The 18,096-nt window shown below is 70.7% G+C and carries 1 protein-coding gene (only partly in view); it reads left to right on the top strand.

What is annotated here, in order from left to right:
• A protein-coding gene (locus ACWEIJ_RS07045) for a type I polyketide synthase (RefSeq protein WP_449836241.1) crosses the window boundary here: on the top strand, positions 1 to 18,096 show its 3' portion. Its footprint begins 9,753 nt before the window's first position; only the last 18,096 of its 27,849 coding nucleotides appear in the window; its start codon lies off the left edge, out of view; the stop codon is at positions 18,094 to 18,096.

Below are 18,096 nucleotides of genomic sequence, written 5' to 3'. Positions count from 1 at the left end.
GCTGCCGCGCCGGTGGAATCGCTGCCCGCGCTCGTGTCCACTTCGGACGATCCGATCGTCATCGTCGGCATGGCCTGCCGCTACCCCGGTGGCGTCACGACGCCGGAAGAGCTGTGGCAGCTCGTGATGGACGAAACCGATGCGGTCACCGGGTTCCCGGCCGATCGCGGCTGGGACCTCGAAGGCCTCTACCACCCGGACCCCGACCACATCGGCACCTCCTACACCCGCTCCGGCGGCTTCCTGCACGACGCGGCCGAGTTCGATCCGTCGTTCTTCGGCATGTCACCGCGGGAGGCGCTCGCGACCGACACCCAGCAGCGCCTGCTGCTGGAAACCGCGTGGGAGGCCCTGGAACGCGCGGGCATCGACCCCACCTCGTTGCGCGGCAGTGCGACCGGCGTGTTCACCGGCCTGATGTACAACGACTACCAGTCCGTCGTCGGTGGCGGCGACATGGAAGGACACCAGGGCCAGGGCAGCGCGGGCAGCGTCGCGTCCGGCCGCGTGTCGTACGTGTTCGGCTTCGAAGGCCCCGCCGTCACGGTCGACACGGCGTGCTCGTCGTCGCTGGTGGCGATGCACTGGGCGATCCAGTCGCTGCGCTCCGGTGAATGCTCACTCGCGCTCGCCGGTGGTGTGACGGTGATGTCGACGCCGTCGACGTTCATCGAGTTCTCCCGCCAGCGCGGCGTTTCCGAGGACGGCCGGTCCAAGGCGTTCTCCGACTCCGCCGACGGCGTCGGCTGGGCCGAGGGCATCGGCCAGGTGGTGCTGGAACGCCAGTCGGACGCGCTGCGCAACGGCCACCGGATCCTCGCGGTCATCCGCGGCTCCGCGGTCAACCAGGACGGCGCGTCCAACGGCCTCACCGCCCCCAACGGTCCGTCGCAGCAGCGTGTGATCCGCGCGGCGCTGGCGTCGGCCGGTCTGTCCGCCGCCGACGTCGACGCGGTGGAGGCGCACGGCACCGGAACCCCGCTGGGCGACCCGATCGAGGCCCAGGCGTTGTTGGCCACTTACGGCCAGGACCGCGCCGAACCGCTGCTGCTCGGCTCGATCAAGTCGAACATCGGCCACTCGCAGGCCGCCGCCGGTGTCGCGTCGGTGATCAAGATGGTGCAGGCGCTGCACCACGGCGTGTTGCCGCGCACCCTGCACATCACCGAACCTTCGTCGCACGTCGACTGGGAAGCGGGCGCCGTCGAGCTGCTGACCTCGACGCGCTCATGGCCCGCTGTGGATCGCCCACGCCGCGCGGGCGTCTCCTCCTTCGGCGTCTCGGGCACGAACGCCCACGTCATCCTCGAAGCCGCAACCCCCTCCCCGGTTTCTGTTGACAACCCGGCACCTGTGGACAACTCGGCCGTTGTCGATCTTCACGGCCAGGATTCGTCGGCCTCGGATGGGACGATTGGAGTGGGGACCTCGTTCTCCCCCCGGGGCCCCCAGGCGGGATCGATTCAGGGTGTGGGCGTGCCGTGGGTGGTGTCGGCGAAGTCGGCGGAGGCGCTGGCGGCCCAGGTCGAGCGGATCAGGGCCGTGGACGCGGACGCGGTCGACGTCGGGTTCACCCTGGCCACGCGGGCCGGCTTCGACCACCGGGCGGTGGTCATCGGGGACGACGTCGTCACCGGGCAGGTCACGACCGCGGGCAAGACGGTGTTCGTGTTCCCCGGCCAGGGCTCGCAGTGGGTCGGCATGGGACGCGAGCTGCTGGCGACCAACGAGGTGTTCGCGCACCGGATCGCGGAGTGCGACGAGGCACTGCGGCCGTTCGTGAGCTGGTCGCTGACCGAGGTGCTGCGCGATGAGCTGGAACTCGACCAGGTCGACGTCGTGCAACCCGTGCTGTGGGCGGTCATGGTGTCGCTGGCCGAGGTGTGGCGCTCGTACGGCGTTGAGCCGCAGGCCGTTGTCGGGCACTCGCAGGGCGAGATCGCGGCGGCGGCGGTCGCCGGGGCCTTGAGCCTGCGCGACGCGGCGCGCGTCGTGGCGCTGCGGTCGCAGGCCGTCGACGAGGCGTTGTCGCGGCGCGGCGGCATGTTGTCGGTGTCGTTGCCCGTGGACGAGGTGCGGCCGCTGATCGCCCGGTACGAGGACCGGGTGGCGGTCGCGGCGGTCAACGGGCCGCGGTCGACGGTCGTGGCGGGCGAGACCGAGGCGCTCGCGGAGATCGTGGCCGAGTGCGCGGCGCGGGAGGTCCGGGCGCGGATGATCGCGGTGGACTACGCGTCGCACACGCCGCAGGTCGAGGCGATCCGCGAACGGGTGCTGGCCGATCTCGCCGGCATCGAGCCCCGCACCGGCGACATCGCGCTGTACTCGACGGTCACCGGTGAGCCGATCGACACCGCGATCATGGACGCCGGCTACTGGTACACCAACCTGCGGCAGACGGTCGAGTTCCAGAACGCCACGAACGCCTTGCTGCGCGACGGTTTCCGGTTCTTCGTCGAACCCAGCGCCCACCCGGTGCTGACGATCGGCATCGAGCAGACCGCCGAAGCCGCGGCCACCGAGGCCGTGGTGCTCGGAACCCTCAGGCGCAACGAAGGCGGCCACGAACAGCTGCTCACGGCGCTCGCGCAGGCCCATGTCAGCGGTCTGGATGTCAAATGGAACTACCCCGGCGGCAAGCTGATCGACCTGCCGACGTACGCGTTCCAGCGGCAGCGGTTCTGGCCGGTGGGGCGGGTGCGGCCGGGCGACCCGTCCGGACTGGGACTCAGCGCGGTCGAGCACCCGCTGCTCGGCGCTGCCGTCAGCATCGCGGGCAGCGAGGACGTGCTCTTCACGTCGAGGCTCTCGGCGCGATCCCACCCGTGGCTCGCGGATCACGCCGTCAACGGCACGATCCTGTTGCCCGGCAGCGCTTTCGTGGAGCTCGCGGTCAGGGCGGGCGACGAGGTCGGCTGCCAGAAGCTCGACGAGCTCACGATCTCCGCACCGCTGGTCCTCGACGGATCCGTGCAGCTGCAGGTCGCGGTGCGCGGCGAGGACGCGAACGGCCGCCGAGCGGTCGTGATCTACTCGCGCACCGAGGACGACGCGCCGTGGACCGAGCATGCTTCCGGCTCCCTGTCGGCAGGCAGCACCACCAGTGACTTCGATGCGACGACGTGGCCGCCGGACGCGGAAAGCGTTGACGTGGAAGGGGCTTACGAGCGGTTCGCGGACATGGGCTTCGAGTACGGGCCCGCATTCCAAGGACTGCGCGCGGTGTGGCAGGACGGCGACGACGTGTACGCCGAGGTCGCCACGGCCGAGAGCACGGCGGGCTTCGGTCTGCACCCGGCATTGCTGGACTCCGCGCTGCACGCCGCGTTGCTCGCGAAGGACGGCGCCGGGCTGCCGTTCTCGTGGGAAGGCGTGTCGCTGCACGCCACCGGCGCGACGGAACTGCGGGTTCGGCTGCGTTCCCACGGCGACGCTGTGGAGATCGCGCTCGCCGACACCACCGGCCAGCCCGTCGCCACGGTGGAGTCGCTCGTGGTGCGGCCGGTCGCGTTGCCGCGCAACGAGGTCGACCGCGACTCGCTGTTCCGGGTCGAGTGGACGCCTGTCGCACTGCCGGTCGAGGCCGCGGAGAACGTCGTCGTCGAACACGTCGTCGGCGACGGCAACGTGATCGAGTCGACGCGGGCGCTGACGTCACGGGTGCTCGCCAAGCTCCAGGAGTGGATCTCCGGCGAACGTGCCGAGCGGCTGGCTTTCGTGACCCGCGAAGGAGATCTGGCCGGCCAGGCCGTGTGGGGCCTGGTGCGGTCGGCGCAGACCGAGCACCCCGGCCGGTTCGTGCTGGCCGACATCGACGACGAAGCCGTGCTGCCGCAAGCGCTTGCCTCCGACGAGCCGCAGGTGCGCGTCCGGAACGGGCAGCTGCAGGCGCCGCGGTTGACGCGGACGGCAGCGGTGCGGGAGATCGTCTGGGAAAGCCCGGTGCTGATCACTGGCGCCGGCGGGCTCGGTGGCGTGATCGCGCAGCACCTCGTCGCCGAACACGGCGTCACCGAACTGATTCTGGCCAGCCGCAGCGGCAAGAAGCCCGACTGGGAGGTCGATGCCGCCGTCAAGGTCGTCAAGTGCGATGTCAGCGACCGCAAGGCGCTGCAACGGCTGCTGAAGAAGCACACCGTGAAATCCGTCGTGCACACCGCGGGCGTGCTGGACGACGGCGTGATCGAGTCGCTGACGCCCGAGCAGCTCGACACCGTGCTGAGGCCCAAGGTCGACGCGGCGTGGCACCTGCACGAGTTGTTGCCGGACGCCAGGATCGTGCTGTTCTCGTCCGCCGCGGGCATTCTCGGCGGCGCCGGCCAGGGCAACTACGCGGCGGCCAACGCGTTCCTCGACGCGCTCGCCCAGCACCGGCCGAACACCGTGTCGCTGGCCTGGGGCACCTGGGAGGCCACGGTCGGTCTGACCGGTTCGCTGACCGACACCGACCGGGAACGCCTGGTGCGGGCCGGAATGCCGCCGATCACGCCCGCGCAGGGCACCGCGCTGTTCGACGCGGCGATGGCGAGCGGCGAAGCGGTGCTGCTGCCCGCACGCCTCGATCTCGCGACCCTGCGGGCGCGGGGCGAGGTGCCTTCGTTGCTGCGCGGCCTGATCAGGACCCGCACGCGCCGCACGGTCGCCGGTTCCGACGCGGCGACCGGCCTGGCCGCGAAGCTGCGGCCGCTGAGCGACGCCGACCGCCTCGAAGCGCTGCTCGACCTGATCCGCACGCAGGTCAGCGCGGTGCTGGCGCTGGAGGGCTTCGACGCCGGACGGGCGTTCCGCGACCTCGGCTTCGACTCGCTGACCGCCGTCGACCTGCGCAACCGCCTCACCGCGGTCACCGGATTGCGGCTGCCCGCGACGCTCGTGTTCGACTACCCGACAGCACACGTTCTCGCGACGTTCCTCCGCGACGAGCTGTTCGGTGCGGACAGCGGCACCGTGGTCACCACGCCGACTGTTTCGGACGACGACCCGATCGTCGTCGTGGGCATGGCGTGCCGGTTCCCCGGCGGAGTGTCGACGCCGGAAGACCTGTGGCAGCTCGTGCTGGACGGCACGGACGCGATCACCGAGTTCCCGTCCGACCGCGGCTGGGACCTCGACTCCCTGTTCTCCGGCAACGACATCGGCACCTCGGCGACGCGGCTCGGCGGCTTCCTGCACGACGCGGGCGAGTTCGACCCGGCGTTCTTCGGCATGTCGCCGAGGGAGGCGCTCGCGACCGACTCGCAGCAGCGCCTGCTGCTGGAGACCGCGTGGGAGGCGTTCGAACGCGCCGGGATCGACCCGGTCTCGTTGCGCAGCAGCAACACCGGCGTGTTCGCCGGCGTCATGTACAACGACTACGCACAGCTGCTCGGCGGTGAGTTCGAGGGCCACCACGGCACCGGGTCGTCGCCGTCGGTCGCGTCCGGCCGAGTGTCCTATGTGCTCGGTCTGGAAGGCCCGGCCGTCACGATCGACACAGCTTGCTCTTCTTCTTTGGTGGCAATGCACTTGGCCGTGCAGTCACTGCGGACGGGGGAGTCGTCGCTGGCGCTGGCCGGTGGCGTGGCGGTGATGTCGACGCCCGCGACGTTCATCGAGATCTCGCGGCAGCGCGGCGTCTCGTCGGACGGGCGCTGCAAGGCGTTCTCCGAGGGCGCGGACGGCACCGGGTTCTCCGAGGGCGTCGGCCTGCTCGTGCTGGAGCGGCAGTCGGACGCCGTGCGGCTCGGCCACAACATCCTCGCGGTGCTGAAGGGCACCGCCGTCAACCAGGACGGCGCGTCCAACGGCCTGACCGCTCCCAACGGTCCGTCTCAGCAACGGGTGATCCGCGCGGCGCTGGCGTCGGCCGGGCTCGCCCCGGCTGATGTCGACGCGGTGGAGGCGCACGGCACGGGCACCTCGCTCGGCGACCCGATCGAGGCGCAGGCGCTGCTCGCCGTCTACGGCCAGGAGCGTTCCGAGCCCCTCTACCTGGGCTCGATCAAGTCGAACATCGGTCACACGCAGTCAGCCGCCGGCGTCGCCGGTGTCATCAAGATGATCATGGCTCTGCAGCACGGCGTGCTGCCGCGGACGCTGCACGTGTCCGCGCCGTCCTCCCGCATCGAGTGGGACGAGGGTGCCGTCGAACTCCTCACCTCCTCGCGCGAATGGCCCGCTGTCGACCGTCCGCGTCGCGCCGGCGTCTCCTCGTTCGGCATCTCCGGCACGAACGCCCACGTGATCTTGGAAGCGCCGTCGGGGATCCCCCCGATTTCCAGCGTAGTCGTTGAAACCGCTGGTCAACCGGGCTCGCCGAAATCTGTGGACAACTCGGCGCCTGTGGACAACTCGGCTGTTGTCGATCTTGTGGGCGCGGATTCGTCGGCCTCGCGTGGGACGATTGGAGTGGGGACCTCGGTCTCCCCCTGGGGCCCCCAGTCGGGATCGATTCCGTTGGTGGTGTCGGCGAAGTCGGCGGCGTCGCTGCGGACGCAGGTGGAGCGGATCAAGGCGCTCGTCGACGGTGGGCAGGACCCGGTGGACGTCGGGTTCTCGCTGGCCGGGCGCAGCAGGTTCGAGCATCGGGCGGTGATCGTCGGCGACGAGGTCGTCGAAGGTGCCGTGGTGGAGGCGGGGCCGGGGCCGGTGTTCGTGTTCCCCGGTCAGGGCAGCCAGTGGCACGGCATGGCGGTGCGGCTGCTCGACGAGGACGAGACGTTCGCGCGGTGGATGGCCGAGGCGGACCGCGCGATCGCGGGCCAGGTCGGCTGGTCGGTCATCGAGGTGCTCCGCGGCGACGCCGGCCTGCTGGAACGCATCGAGGTCCTGCAGCCCGCGCTGTTCGCGATCATGATCTCGCTCGCGCAGACGTGGCGGGCGAACGGCGTGGAGCCCGCGGCGGTCGTCGGCCACTCGCAGGGCGAGATCGCGGCCGCCTACATCGCCGGCGCGCTCAGCCTCGACCAGGCCGCGCGGATCGTCGTCAAGCGGTCGCAGCTGTTCGCCGACGAGCTCGTCGGCAACGGTGCCGTCGCCAGCATCGCCCTGCCCGCCACCGAGGTGGAGCAGCTGCTGCCGCCGGAGCTGGCGATCGCGGGCGTCAACAGCCCGCACGCCTGCACGGTCGCCGGCGCGGTCCCCGAACTCGAGAAGTTCGTGGAAAGCTGCGTGGTCAAGGACATCCGCGCCCGCGTGATCGGCAGCACGGTCGCCTCGCACTGCGCCCAGGTCGACCGGCTCCGCGACCAGATCCTGGAGCTGTTCGCGGACATCACGCCGCAGACCGGCAGCGTGCCGTTCTACTCGACCGTCACCGGCGGCCGCATCGACACCGCGACCCTCGACGCCGAGTACTGGTTCCAGAACGCCCGGCAGCCCGTCAGCTTCGCCAAGGTCGTCGAAAAGCTCGTGCGGGACGGCCATCGCGTGCTCATCGAGTCGAGCGCGCACCCCGTGCTGATGCTGCCCGCACAGCAGACCGCGGAGGCGATCAACGCCGAGATCGTCGCCATCGGCTCGCTGCGCCGCGACCAGGGCGACAAGCGGCGGTTCACCACCTCGCTCGCCCAGGCGTGGGTCGCGGGCCTCGACGTCCAGTGGCGCTACCCCGGCGGCAAGAACGTCCTGCTGCCCACGTATCCGTTCGACCGCCAGAGGTTCTGGCCAGAGCCGCTGGTCAAGGACACCTCCGACCCGGTCGACGCCGAGTTCTGGGCGCTCGTCGACAACGGCGGCCTCGAAGACCTCGGTGTCGGACAGGACGTCGCGCGCACGCTCGCCCAATGGCGCAGCCGCCGCAAGTCCGAATCCACAATGGACACCTGGCGGTACCGCGACCAGTGGGTCCCGGTCACCGTCACCGGAGCAGCGACCGGCACGTGGCTCGTCGTCACGTCCGGCACCGAGGCCCAGGACGTCATCGACGCGCTGAACGCCGTGCACATCGACGTGGACGAGCAGATCAACCGCGAAGACCTCGTCGGACGGCTGCCCGCGACGATCGACGGCGTCATCGCCATGACCGGCCTGCGGGCCACGATCACGCTGGTCCAGGCACTGGCCGAAGCCGGTGTCAGCGCACCGGTCTGGGCGGTCACGCGCAAGGCCGTGGCGGTCGGCGCCGAAGAGGTCGACCCGGACCAGACCGCGATCTGGGGTCTCGGCCGCGTCGCCGCACTCGACCTGCCCCGCCGCTGGGGCGGCCTGATCGACCTGCCGGACACGCTCAACCCCAAGGCAGCACAACGGTTCGCGGCCGCGTTGACCGGTACCGAGGACCAGCTCGCCATCAGGGACAACGGAGTGTTCGCGCGCCGTCTGGTCCGCACGAACGCCCACCACGGCCCGGAGTTCCAGGCGTCCGGCACCGTGCTGATCACCGGCGGCACCGGCGCGCTCGGCGGCCACGTCGCCCGCTGGATGGCCGAGGCCGGCGCCGAGCACCTGGTGCTCACCAGCCGTCGCGGTCTCGACGCACCGGGTGCGGCAGAACTCAAGGCAGAGCTGGAGAAGACCACGCGGGTCACGATCGCGGCCTGCGACGCCGCGGACCGCGAAGCACTCGCCGCCCTGCTCGCGGACATCGACGACCTGACGACGGTCGTGCACGCGGCGGGCATCGGCACCGGCGACGCCCCGATCGACGAGCTGCGCTACGAGGACGTCACCGCGTTGCTCGACACGAAGATCACCGCGGCGAAACACCTGCACGAACTCGCCCCGGACGCCCGGTTCATCCTCTTCTCGTCCGGTGCGGCGAGCTGGGGCAGCGGTGGACAGCCCGCGTACGGGGCGGCCAACGCCTACCTCGACGGCCTCGCCCACCTGCGCCGCTCGCTCGGCCTCAAGGCGACCTCCATCGCGTGGGGTGCCTGGGCGGACGCCGGGATGGCCGCCGACCACGACATGTACGAGGCGCTGCACCGGATCGGCATCGGCTCGATGCCGCCCGAGCTCGCGATGAGGGTGCTGCGTCAGGCCGTCGCCGACGACCAGACCCAGCTCACCGTCACCGACATCGACTGGGCGAAGTTCGCGCCCAGCTTCACCTCCGAACGCCCGAGCCCGCTGCTCAGCGGCATTCCCGAAGTGCGCCAGGCACTCGCCGAGGAACCCGTCGAGGAGTCGGGGATCAAGCAACGCCTGGCCGGGCTCACCGAGGCCGAACGCGACCGCGCGCTGCTCGACCTCGTTCGCGCCGAGGCCGCGAAGACGCTGGGCTACGCGGAAAGCGACCAGGTCCCGGTCGGCAGGGCGTTCCGCGAGCTGGGTTTCGACTCGGTCACCGCGGTCGAGATGCGCAACCGGTTGAAGACCGCGACCGGACTCGCGCTGCCCGCGACGCTCGTGTTCGACTACCCGACCGCGACAACGCTCGCGCAGCACCTGAAGGACGAGCTGTTCGGTGGCACGCAACAGATCGAGGTCCGCGCGGCCACCCAGGCCACGGACGACCCGATCGTGATCGTCGGCATCGGCTGCCGATACCCCGGCGGTGTCACGACGCCGGAAGCGTTGTGGGACCTGGTGTTCGAGGGCCGCGACGTGATCTCGCGGTTCCCGTCCGACCGCGGCTGGGACCTGGAACGCCTCGCCAGTACGACGTTCGAGGGCGGCTTCCTCGACGCCGTCGCCGACTTCGACGCGGGCTTCTTCGGCATCTCACCGCGCGAAGCCGTCGTGATGGACCCGCAGCAGCGGCTCCTGCTGGAGACCTCGTGGGAGGCACTGGAACGCGCGGGCATCGACCCCACCTCGCTGAAGGGCAGCCTGACCGGCGTCTTCGTCGGCACCACCGGGCAGGACTACGAGTCACTGCTCAACCGATCGTTGGAGGAGACCGGCCCGTACGCGACGACGGCGTTCTCCGCGTCGGTGCTGTCCGGCCGCATCTCCTACCTTCTCGGGCTGGAAGGCCCCGCGGTCACCATCGACACGGCCTGCTCCTCGTCCCTGGTCGCCATGCACTGGGCCTCGCAGGCGTTGCGCAACGGCGAGTGCGACCTGGCGCTGGCCGGTGGTGTCGCGGTCATGACCACCCCGAACGCCTACTCCGCCTTCACCGCCGCCGGTGGGCTCGCGCCCGACGGGCGCTGCAAGGCGTTCGCCGAGGCCGCCGACGGCACCGGCTGGTCCGAGGGCGCCGGTGTCGTGCTGCTGGAACGGTTGTCGGACGCGCGCCGCAACGGCCACGAGGTGCTCGCGGTGCTGCGCGGCTCCGCGATCAACCAGGACGGCGCGTCGAACGGCCTGACCGCTCCGAACGGCCCGTCCCAGCAGCGCGTGATCCGGCAGGCGTTGGCGAACGCCGGTCTGCAGCCGTCCGAAGTGGACGCCGTCGAGGCACACGGCACCGGCACGACGCTGGGTGACCCGATCGAGGCGCAGGCCGTGCTCGCGACCTACGGTCAGAACCGCGAGAAGCCGCTGCTGCTCGGGTCCATCAAGTCGAACCTCGGCCACCCGCAGTCGGCCGGTGGTGTCGCCGGCGTGATCAAGATGATCATGGCGCTGCGGCACGGCGTGCTGCCGCGGACGCTGCACGTCGACGCGCCCTCGTCCAATGTGGAGTGGCAGACCGGTGATGTCGAGCTGCTGACGGAACGTCGCGACTGGGTTTCGAGCGGTCGTCCGCGCCGGGCCGGTGTCTCGTCGTTCGGTGTGTCCGGCACGAACGCGCACGTGATCATCGAGGAGGCGCCGGAGTTCACCGCGCCGGCTCCCGAGGTGACCGTCAGCGCCGCGGTGGTGCCGCTGGTGGTGTCCGGGCGGTCCGAGGAGGCGCTGGCCGACCAGCTCGCGCGCCTCGGCTCGGTGGACGCCTCGCCGCTCGACCTCGCCTACTCGCTGGCGGTGTCGCGCAGCTCGTTCGAGCACCGGGTCGTGCTCGTCGACGGCGTCGAGATCGCCAGGGGAGAGGTGGCCGAGCGCGACCTGGCGCTGCTGTTCACCGGACAGGGCTCGCAACGGCTCGGCATGGGCCGCGAGCTGTACGAGCGGTTCCCGGTGTTCGCGGACGCGTTCGACGCCGTGCTCGCGCACCTCGACCCGTCGCTGCGGTCGATCATGTGGGGTGACGACGCGGACGCGCTGAACCAGACCGGCAACGCCCAGCCCGCGATCTTCGTGCTCGAAGTCGCGCTCTACCGGCTCGCGGAGTCGTTCGGCATCAAGGCCGACCGGCTCGCCGGCCACTCGATCGGTGAGATCGCGGCCGCGCACGTCGCCGGCGTGTTCAGCCTGGAGGACGCGTGCACACTGATCTCCGCACGAGCCTCGCTGATGCAGGCGCTGCCCACCGGTGGCGCGATGATCGCCATCGAGGCGAGCGAGGACGAGATCACGCCGCTGCTCACCCCCGGAGTGTCCATCGCGGCGGTCAACGGGCCGAACGCGGTCGTCATCGCCGGTGTTGAACAAGAGACTCGTAGGATTGTTGAACAACTCAACGGCCGGAAGTTCAAGCAGCTCAACGTCAGCCACGCGTTCCACTCGCCGTTGATGGAGCCGATGCTGGACGACTTCCGGGCGGCGATCAGCGGCATATCGTTCAACAATCCGACGATCCCGTTGTTGGCTGGTGGGATTGTTCAACAATCCGAGTATTGGGTCCGGCACGTACGGGAGGCCGTGCGGTTCCACGAGACGGTGCGCGCGCTCGACGGCAGCACGTTCCTGGAGATCGGGCCCGACGGCGTGCTGTCGGCGATGGTCAGCGGCATCCCGCTGCTGCGCAAGGACCGCGGCGAGGAGCAGGCGTTCGTCGCGGGGCTCGCCCGCCTGCACGTCAGCGGCGCGACCGTGAACTGGAGCGCGCTGTTCGAGGGCACCGGCGCGCGGCGGGTGGACCTGCCGACGTACGCGTTCCAGCACGAGCGTTACTGGCCGACCGTGCTCGACGTCGCACCGCTCGACCGCGCCAAGTCCTCTGTGGACTCCTGGCGTCACCGCGAGTCGTGGGAACAGATCACGCCGCGCGGCACGGTTTCCGGAACTTGGCTGGTGCTCGGCGAGGAGAGCGACTTCGCTCGCGAGGTCGCGGCGGCGGTCGGCGGCACCGTGGTGCAGGACGTTCCGGAGGCGCCGTTCGACGGGATCGTGTCCTTGCTCGCGCTGGACTCGGAGACGGACGAGAACGGCGTGCCGCGCGGTGTGATCGCGACGATGCAGCTGATCCAGTCGTTGGCCCGCAAGGGAGTCAGTGCTCCGGTGTGGGCGGTGACGCGCGGTGCGTCGACCAGCGCGACGCAAAGCGCCGTCTGGGGCCTCGGCCGGGTGGCGGCGTTGGAGTTGCCGGCGCAGTGGGGTGGACTGGTCGACGTCACCGGCGATGTCGCGCACCTGGCCGCCGTGCTCGTCGGCGACGAGACCGAGGTCGAGATCCGTCCCGAGGGCGTGTTCGCGCGGCGTTATGACGCTGCCACACCAACAGATGCGATGTGGGAGCCGCACGGCACCGTGATCGTCACCGGCGGCACGGGCGCTCTCGGCACCCACGTCGCCCGTGACCTGAAAGAACGCGGCGTCGAGAAGATCGTGCTGGTCAGCCGACGCGGTCTGGACGCGCCGGGCGCGACCGAGCTGCGGGACGAGCTGGGCGCGGAGATCGTGGCGTGCGACGTCGCGGACCGGGCCGCGGTCGAGCGGCTGCTGGCCGAGCACCCGCCGAACGCCATCGTGCACACTGCCGGCGTACTGAGCGACGGAGTCCTCGAAGGCCTTGCGCCGGAACGGTTCGCGGAGGTGTTCCGGTCGAAGGTCACCTCAGCGCTGGTGCTCGACGAGGTGACGCGGTCGCTGGAGCTGGACGCGTTCGTGCTGTTCTCGTCGGTCGCGGGAGCGCTCGGCAACCCAGGCCAGGCCAACTACGCGGCCGCCAACGCCGCGCTCGACGCCATCGCGCGGGACCGGCGTTCGGCGGGGCTGCCCGCGACGTCCATCGCGTGGGGCGCGTGGGCCGGGTCCGGCATGGCCGACGGCCTGGGCGCCGACCTGAGCGCGATCACGATGCGGCCGGACCTGGCCGTGGAGTCGATGTGGCGTGCGGTCGCCGAGCCCGAACCGACCGTCGCCATCGCGATCCTGCCCGAGAAACCCAAGGCGCGTAAGAAGGTCACGTTCACCGGTGACGTGCTGGACACCGTGCGGACGGCCGTCGCGTCGGTGCTCGGCTACGCCGGGCCGCACGCGGTGGGCGTGGACAAGGAGTTCCGCGACCTCGGCTTCGACTCGCTGACCGCGGTCGAGCTGCGCAACCAGCTGTCGGCGGCGACCGGCCGAACGCTGCCCGCGTCACTGGTGTACGACTACCCGACCCCACGGCGACTTGCCGACCATCTGCGCGGTGGCGGGGCCGAGTCGTCGGAGGCCGTCGTTGCGCGCAACGACGAGCCGATCGCCATCGTCGGCATGGCGTGCCGCTTCCCCGGTGACGTGAACACGCCCGAAGAACTGTGGCAGCTGCTGCTCGACGGACGTGACGGCATGGGCGCGTTCCCCGTCGACCGCGACTGGGACGTGGAGTCGGTGCTCGCGACGTCGATCACGCACGAGGCCGGGTTCCTCGCCGGGACCGCGGACTTCGACCCGGCGTTCTTCGGGATCTCACCGCGTGAGGCGCTTGCGATGGACCCGCAGCAGCGGTTCCTCCTCGAGACGACGTGGGAAGCGTTGGAGCGCGTCGGCGTCGACCCTCTCTCGTTGCGCGGCTCGCAGACCGGTGTGTTTGTCGGCACCAACGGCCAGGACTACGCCACTCTGCTCACGTCGTCGGCGGAAGACACGGAGGGGCACGCGGCTACGGGTCTCGCGGCTTCGGTGATCTCGGGTCGCCTGTCGTACACGTTCGGCTTCGAGGGCCCTGCGGTCACGGTCGACACTGCGTGCTCCGCTTCTCTCGTCGCCATGCATCTCGCCGTGCAGGCGCTGCGTGGTGGTGAGTGCTCGCTCGCGGTGTCCGGTGGTGCGACGATCATGACCACCCCGTACGCGTTCGCCGAGCTCACCCGGCAAGGTGCGCTCGCGGCGAACGGCCGGTCGAAGGCGTTCTCCGACGACGCCGACGGCGCGGGCTGGTCCGAAGGTGTCGGCATGGTCGTGATGGAGCGGCTGTCCGACGCGGTGCGCAACGGGCATCAGGTGCTGGCGGTGATTCGCGGTTCGGCGGTCAACCAGGACGGTGCGTCCAACGGCCTGACGGCGCCTAATGGTCCCTCGCAGCAGCGGGTCATCCGTGCTGCTCTCGCGAACGCCGGTCTGTCCGTCAGCGATGTCGACGCCGTGGAGGCGCACGGCACCGGTACAGCGCTGGGCGACCCGATCGAGGCACAGGCCTTGATCAACACCTATGGCACGGACCGGTCGACGCCGCTGTGGCTGGGATCGGTGAAGTCGAACATCGGCCACACGCAGGCCGCCGCGGGTGTCGCCGGCGTGATCAAGATGGTGCTCGCGCTGCAGCACGGCGTTCTGCCGCGGACGCTGCACGTGACCGCGCCTTCGTCGCACGTCGACTGGTCGGCGGGCGCGGTCGAGCTGCTGACCGAGTCGCGTGAGTGGGAGACCGACGGCCACCCGCGCAGGGCAGGCGTGTCGGCGTTCGGCATCTCCGGCACGAACGCCCACATGATCTTGGAGGAGGCGCCGTCGGGGATCCCCCCGATTTCCAGCGTACTCGGTGAAAATGCTGGTCAGGGCGCCGCCGACGGATCTGTGGACAACTCGGTGCCTGTGGACAACTCGGCTGTTGTCGATCTTGTGGGCGGGGATTCGTCGGGCTCGCGTGGGACGATTGGAGTGGGGACCTCGGTCTCCCCTTGGGGCCCCCAGTCGGGATCGATTCCGTTGGTGGTGTCGGCGAAGTCGGCGGCGTCGCTGAAGGCTCGTATTGAGCAGGTGCGCGCGCTCGAAGGCAAGGCGGAGGACATCGGGTTCTCGTTGCTGACCACGCGGTCGGTGTTCGACCACCGTGCGGTGCTCATCGGGGACGAAGTGGTCCAGGGTGTCGCGCAAGAGAGTGCGCCGGTGTTCATCTTCCCCGGTCAGGGCTCGCAGTGGCACGGCATGGCGGTCGAGCTGCTGGACGAGGACGAGACGTTCGCGCACAGCATGGCCGAGTGCGACGAGGCGATCGGCAAGCTGGTCGGCTGGTCCGTGCGGGACGTGCTGCGCGGCGAGGCGGAGCTGCTGGAACGCATCGAGATCCTGCAGCCGACGCTGTTCGCGGTGATGGTGTCGCTGGCGCGGACGTGGCGGAAGAACGGGGTCGAGCCGGCCGCGGTCGTCGGCCACTCCCAGGGTGAGATCGCCGCCGCCTTCACCGCCGGGGCGCTGAGCCTCGACGACGCCGCCAAGATCGTCGTGCTGCGGTCCCAGCTGTTCGCGGACGAGCTCGTCGGCAACGGCGCGGTGGCGAGCGTGGCACTGCCGGTCGAGGAGGCGCGGCAGCTCATCGAGCGGTGGCCGGCGCTGTCCATCGCGGGCATCAACAGCCCCAACGCGTGCACGGTCGCCGGCGCGCTTCCTGAGCTCACCGAGTTCGTGGAACTGTGCCAGGCCAGGGAGATCCGGGCACGGGTGGTGGCGAGCACGGTCGCCTCGCACGGGCCGCAGGTCGAACCGCTGCGCGAGAAGCTCATGACGCTGCTCGGCACGATCACGCCGCGCTCCACCGACATCGCGTTCTACTCGACGGTCAAGGCCGGCCGCATCGACACCGCGACCCTCGACGCCGACTACTGGTACGAGAACGCGCGCAGGCCCATCGAGTTCGTCGCGGTCACGCGGAAGCTGATCGAGGACGGCTATCGGGTGTTCGTCGAGTCGAGCCCGCACCCCGTGCTCACGATGTCCGCGCAGGCCACGGCAGACGCCGACGGCACGGAACTGGTCACGGTCGGGTCGCTGCGCCGCGACCAGGGCGGAAGGGCACGGTTCACCACGAGCCTCGCCGAGGCGTGGGTCGCGGGTCTCGACGTGCGGTGGAGCTACCCCGGCGGGCGCAGGATCGACCTGCCGACGTATCCGTTCGACCGCAGCAGGTTCTGGCCCAAGGCCGCCGCCAGGACGAGCAACGCCGAGGACAGCGCGTTCTGGCAGCTCGTCGAGAACGGCGAGCTCACCGACGCGCTCGGCGTCGACGCGGAGAACGTCCTCCCGGCACTCAGGGAATGGCGCGCGAAGCAGCAGCAGAAGTCCACTGTGGATGGATGGCGCTACCGGGACTCGTGGCAGCTGCTGCGCGGCGTCCAGGCGACCGGCATCAACGGCACCTGGCTCGCCGCCGTACCCGAGCAGACGGACGAGTGGCACGAAGCGGTGCTCAGGACGTTCGGCAACGACCTCGTGCGGGTCACCGTCACGAAGAACGCCGAACGCGCGCTGCTCGCCACCGAACTGGTCGGCATCGAACCGGTGGGCGTGATCTCGTTGCTCGGCACGGAGAACACGCCGCACGAGGAGTTCACCTCGACCCCGCTCGGTCTCGCGCTGAACGTCCTGCTCCTGCAGGCGCTCGGCGACGCCGGCAGCACCGCGCCGTTCTGGGCGGTCACGAAGCAGGCGATCTCGACCGGCGCCACCGACCACGTCACCAACCCCGGCCAGGTCGCGTTGTGGGGCCTGGGCAGGGTGGCCGCGCTCGACCTGCCGCGCCGCTGGGGCGGTCTGGTCGACCTGCCGGAGACGATCGACGGCCAGATCCAGCAGGGCCTGGTCGCCGCGATCACCAACGGCGGCGGTGAGGACCAGCTCGCGGTCCGCGACACCGGCGTCCACGGCCGCCGGCTCGTCCCGGCCCAGCGCGCGGCGAAGCCCGCCGAGTGGACCCCGCGCGGCACGGTCCTGATCACCGGCGGCACCGGCGCGCTGGGCGGCCACGTCGCCCGCTGGGTCGCCGGCCGCGGCGCCGAGCACGTGCTGCTCACCAGCCGCCGCGGTGACCAGGCACCCGGCGCCCAGGAGTTGCGCCAGGAGCTCGAGGCACTGGGCGCCCGCGTCACGATCGCGGCCTGCGACGCCTCCGACCGCGACAGCCTCAAGGCGGTGATCGACTCGGTGCCCGACCTCAAAGCCGTCGTGCACGCGGCCGGGGTGGTCGAGGGCAACGCGCCGACCGACGCGCTCGGCATCGACCAGCTGGACCGGCTGCTCAAGGCCAAGATGACCAGCGCGTGGCTGCTGCACGAGCTGACGAGCGACCTGGACGCGTTCATCCTGTTCTCGTCGGGCGCGGCGAGCTGGGGCAGTGGCGCGCAACCCGCGTACGCCGCCTCCAACGCCTATCTTGACGGCCTCGCGCACTTCCGCCGGGCCCGAGGCCTCAAGGCCACGTCGATCGCCTGGGGTGCCTGGGCCGGCTCCGGCATGGCGTCGGAGAACGAGGAAGGCGCCGAACAGCTGCGCCGCCGCGGCGTGCACACCATGAAACCCGACCTCGCGATCACCGCGCTGCAGCAGGCGGTCGAGGACGGCCACACGTCGCTGACGATCACCAACATGGACTGGGAGAAGTTCGCGCCGAGCTTCACCGCGGCCAGGCCCAGTCCGCTGCTGATGGGCATCCCGTCGGTCCAGAAGGCCCTGGAAGAACCCGAGACGACGGACTCGGGGCTCAAGGAGCGGCTGCTGGCGTTGCCCGAGGCCGACCGCACCCGCACACTGCTCGACCTCGTCCGCACCGAAGCCGCCGCGACACTCGGCTTCGACAGCGCGGAGGCGTTCGGGCCGAGCAGGGCGTTCCGCGACGTCGGCTTCGACTCGGTGACAGCGGTCGACCTGCGCAACCGGCTCAAGGCGGCCACCGGCGTGGCGCTGCCCGCGACGCTGGTGTTCGACTACCCGACCCCCGCCGCGCTGGCCCGGTTCATCCGCACGGAGCTCCTCGGCGAGGTCACGGCCGCCAACGACCCGGAAGCGCACATCCGGGAGACGCTCGCGTCGATCCCCGTCAGCCGCCTGCGCCAGGCCGGCCTGCTGGACCTCGTCCTGCAACTCGCTCAGGACAGTGGGGAAAACAACAGCGCCGGAGATGTTGTGCTTGCAGCCGAGGCGGAATCGATCGACGACATGGACGGCGAAGCCCTCCTGCGTCTGGCGATCGGGGACGCCATGAACTAG

This window comes from Lentzea sp. NPDC004789 (assembly GCF_053601075.1).
The sequence above is the reverse complement of the archived record's forward strand: the minus strand, read 5'-3'. Positions and strand labels throughout refer to the sequence as shown.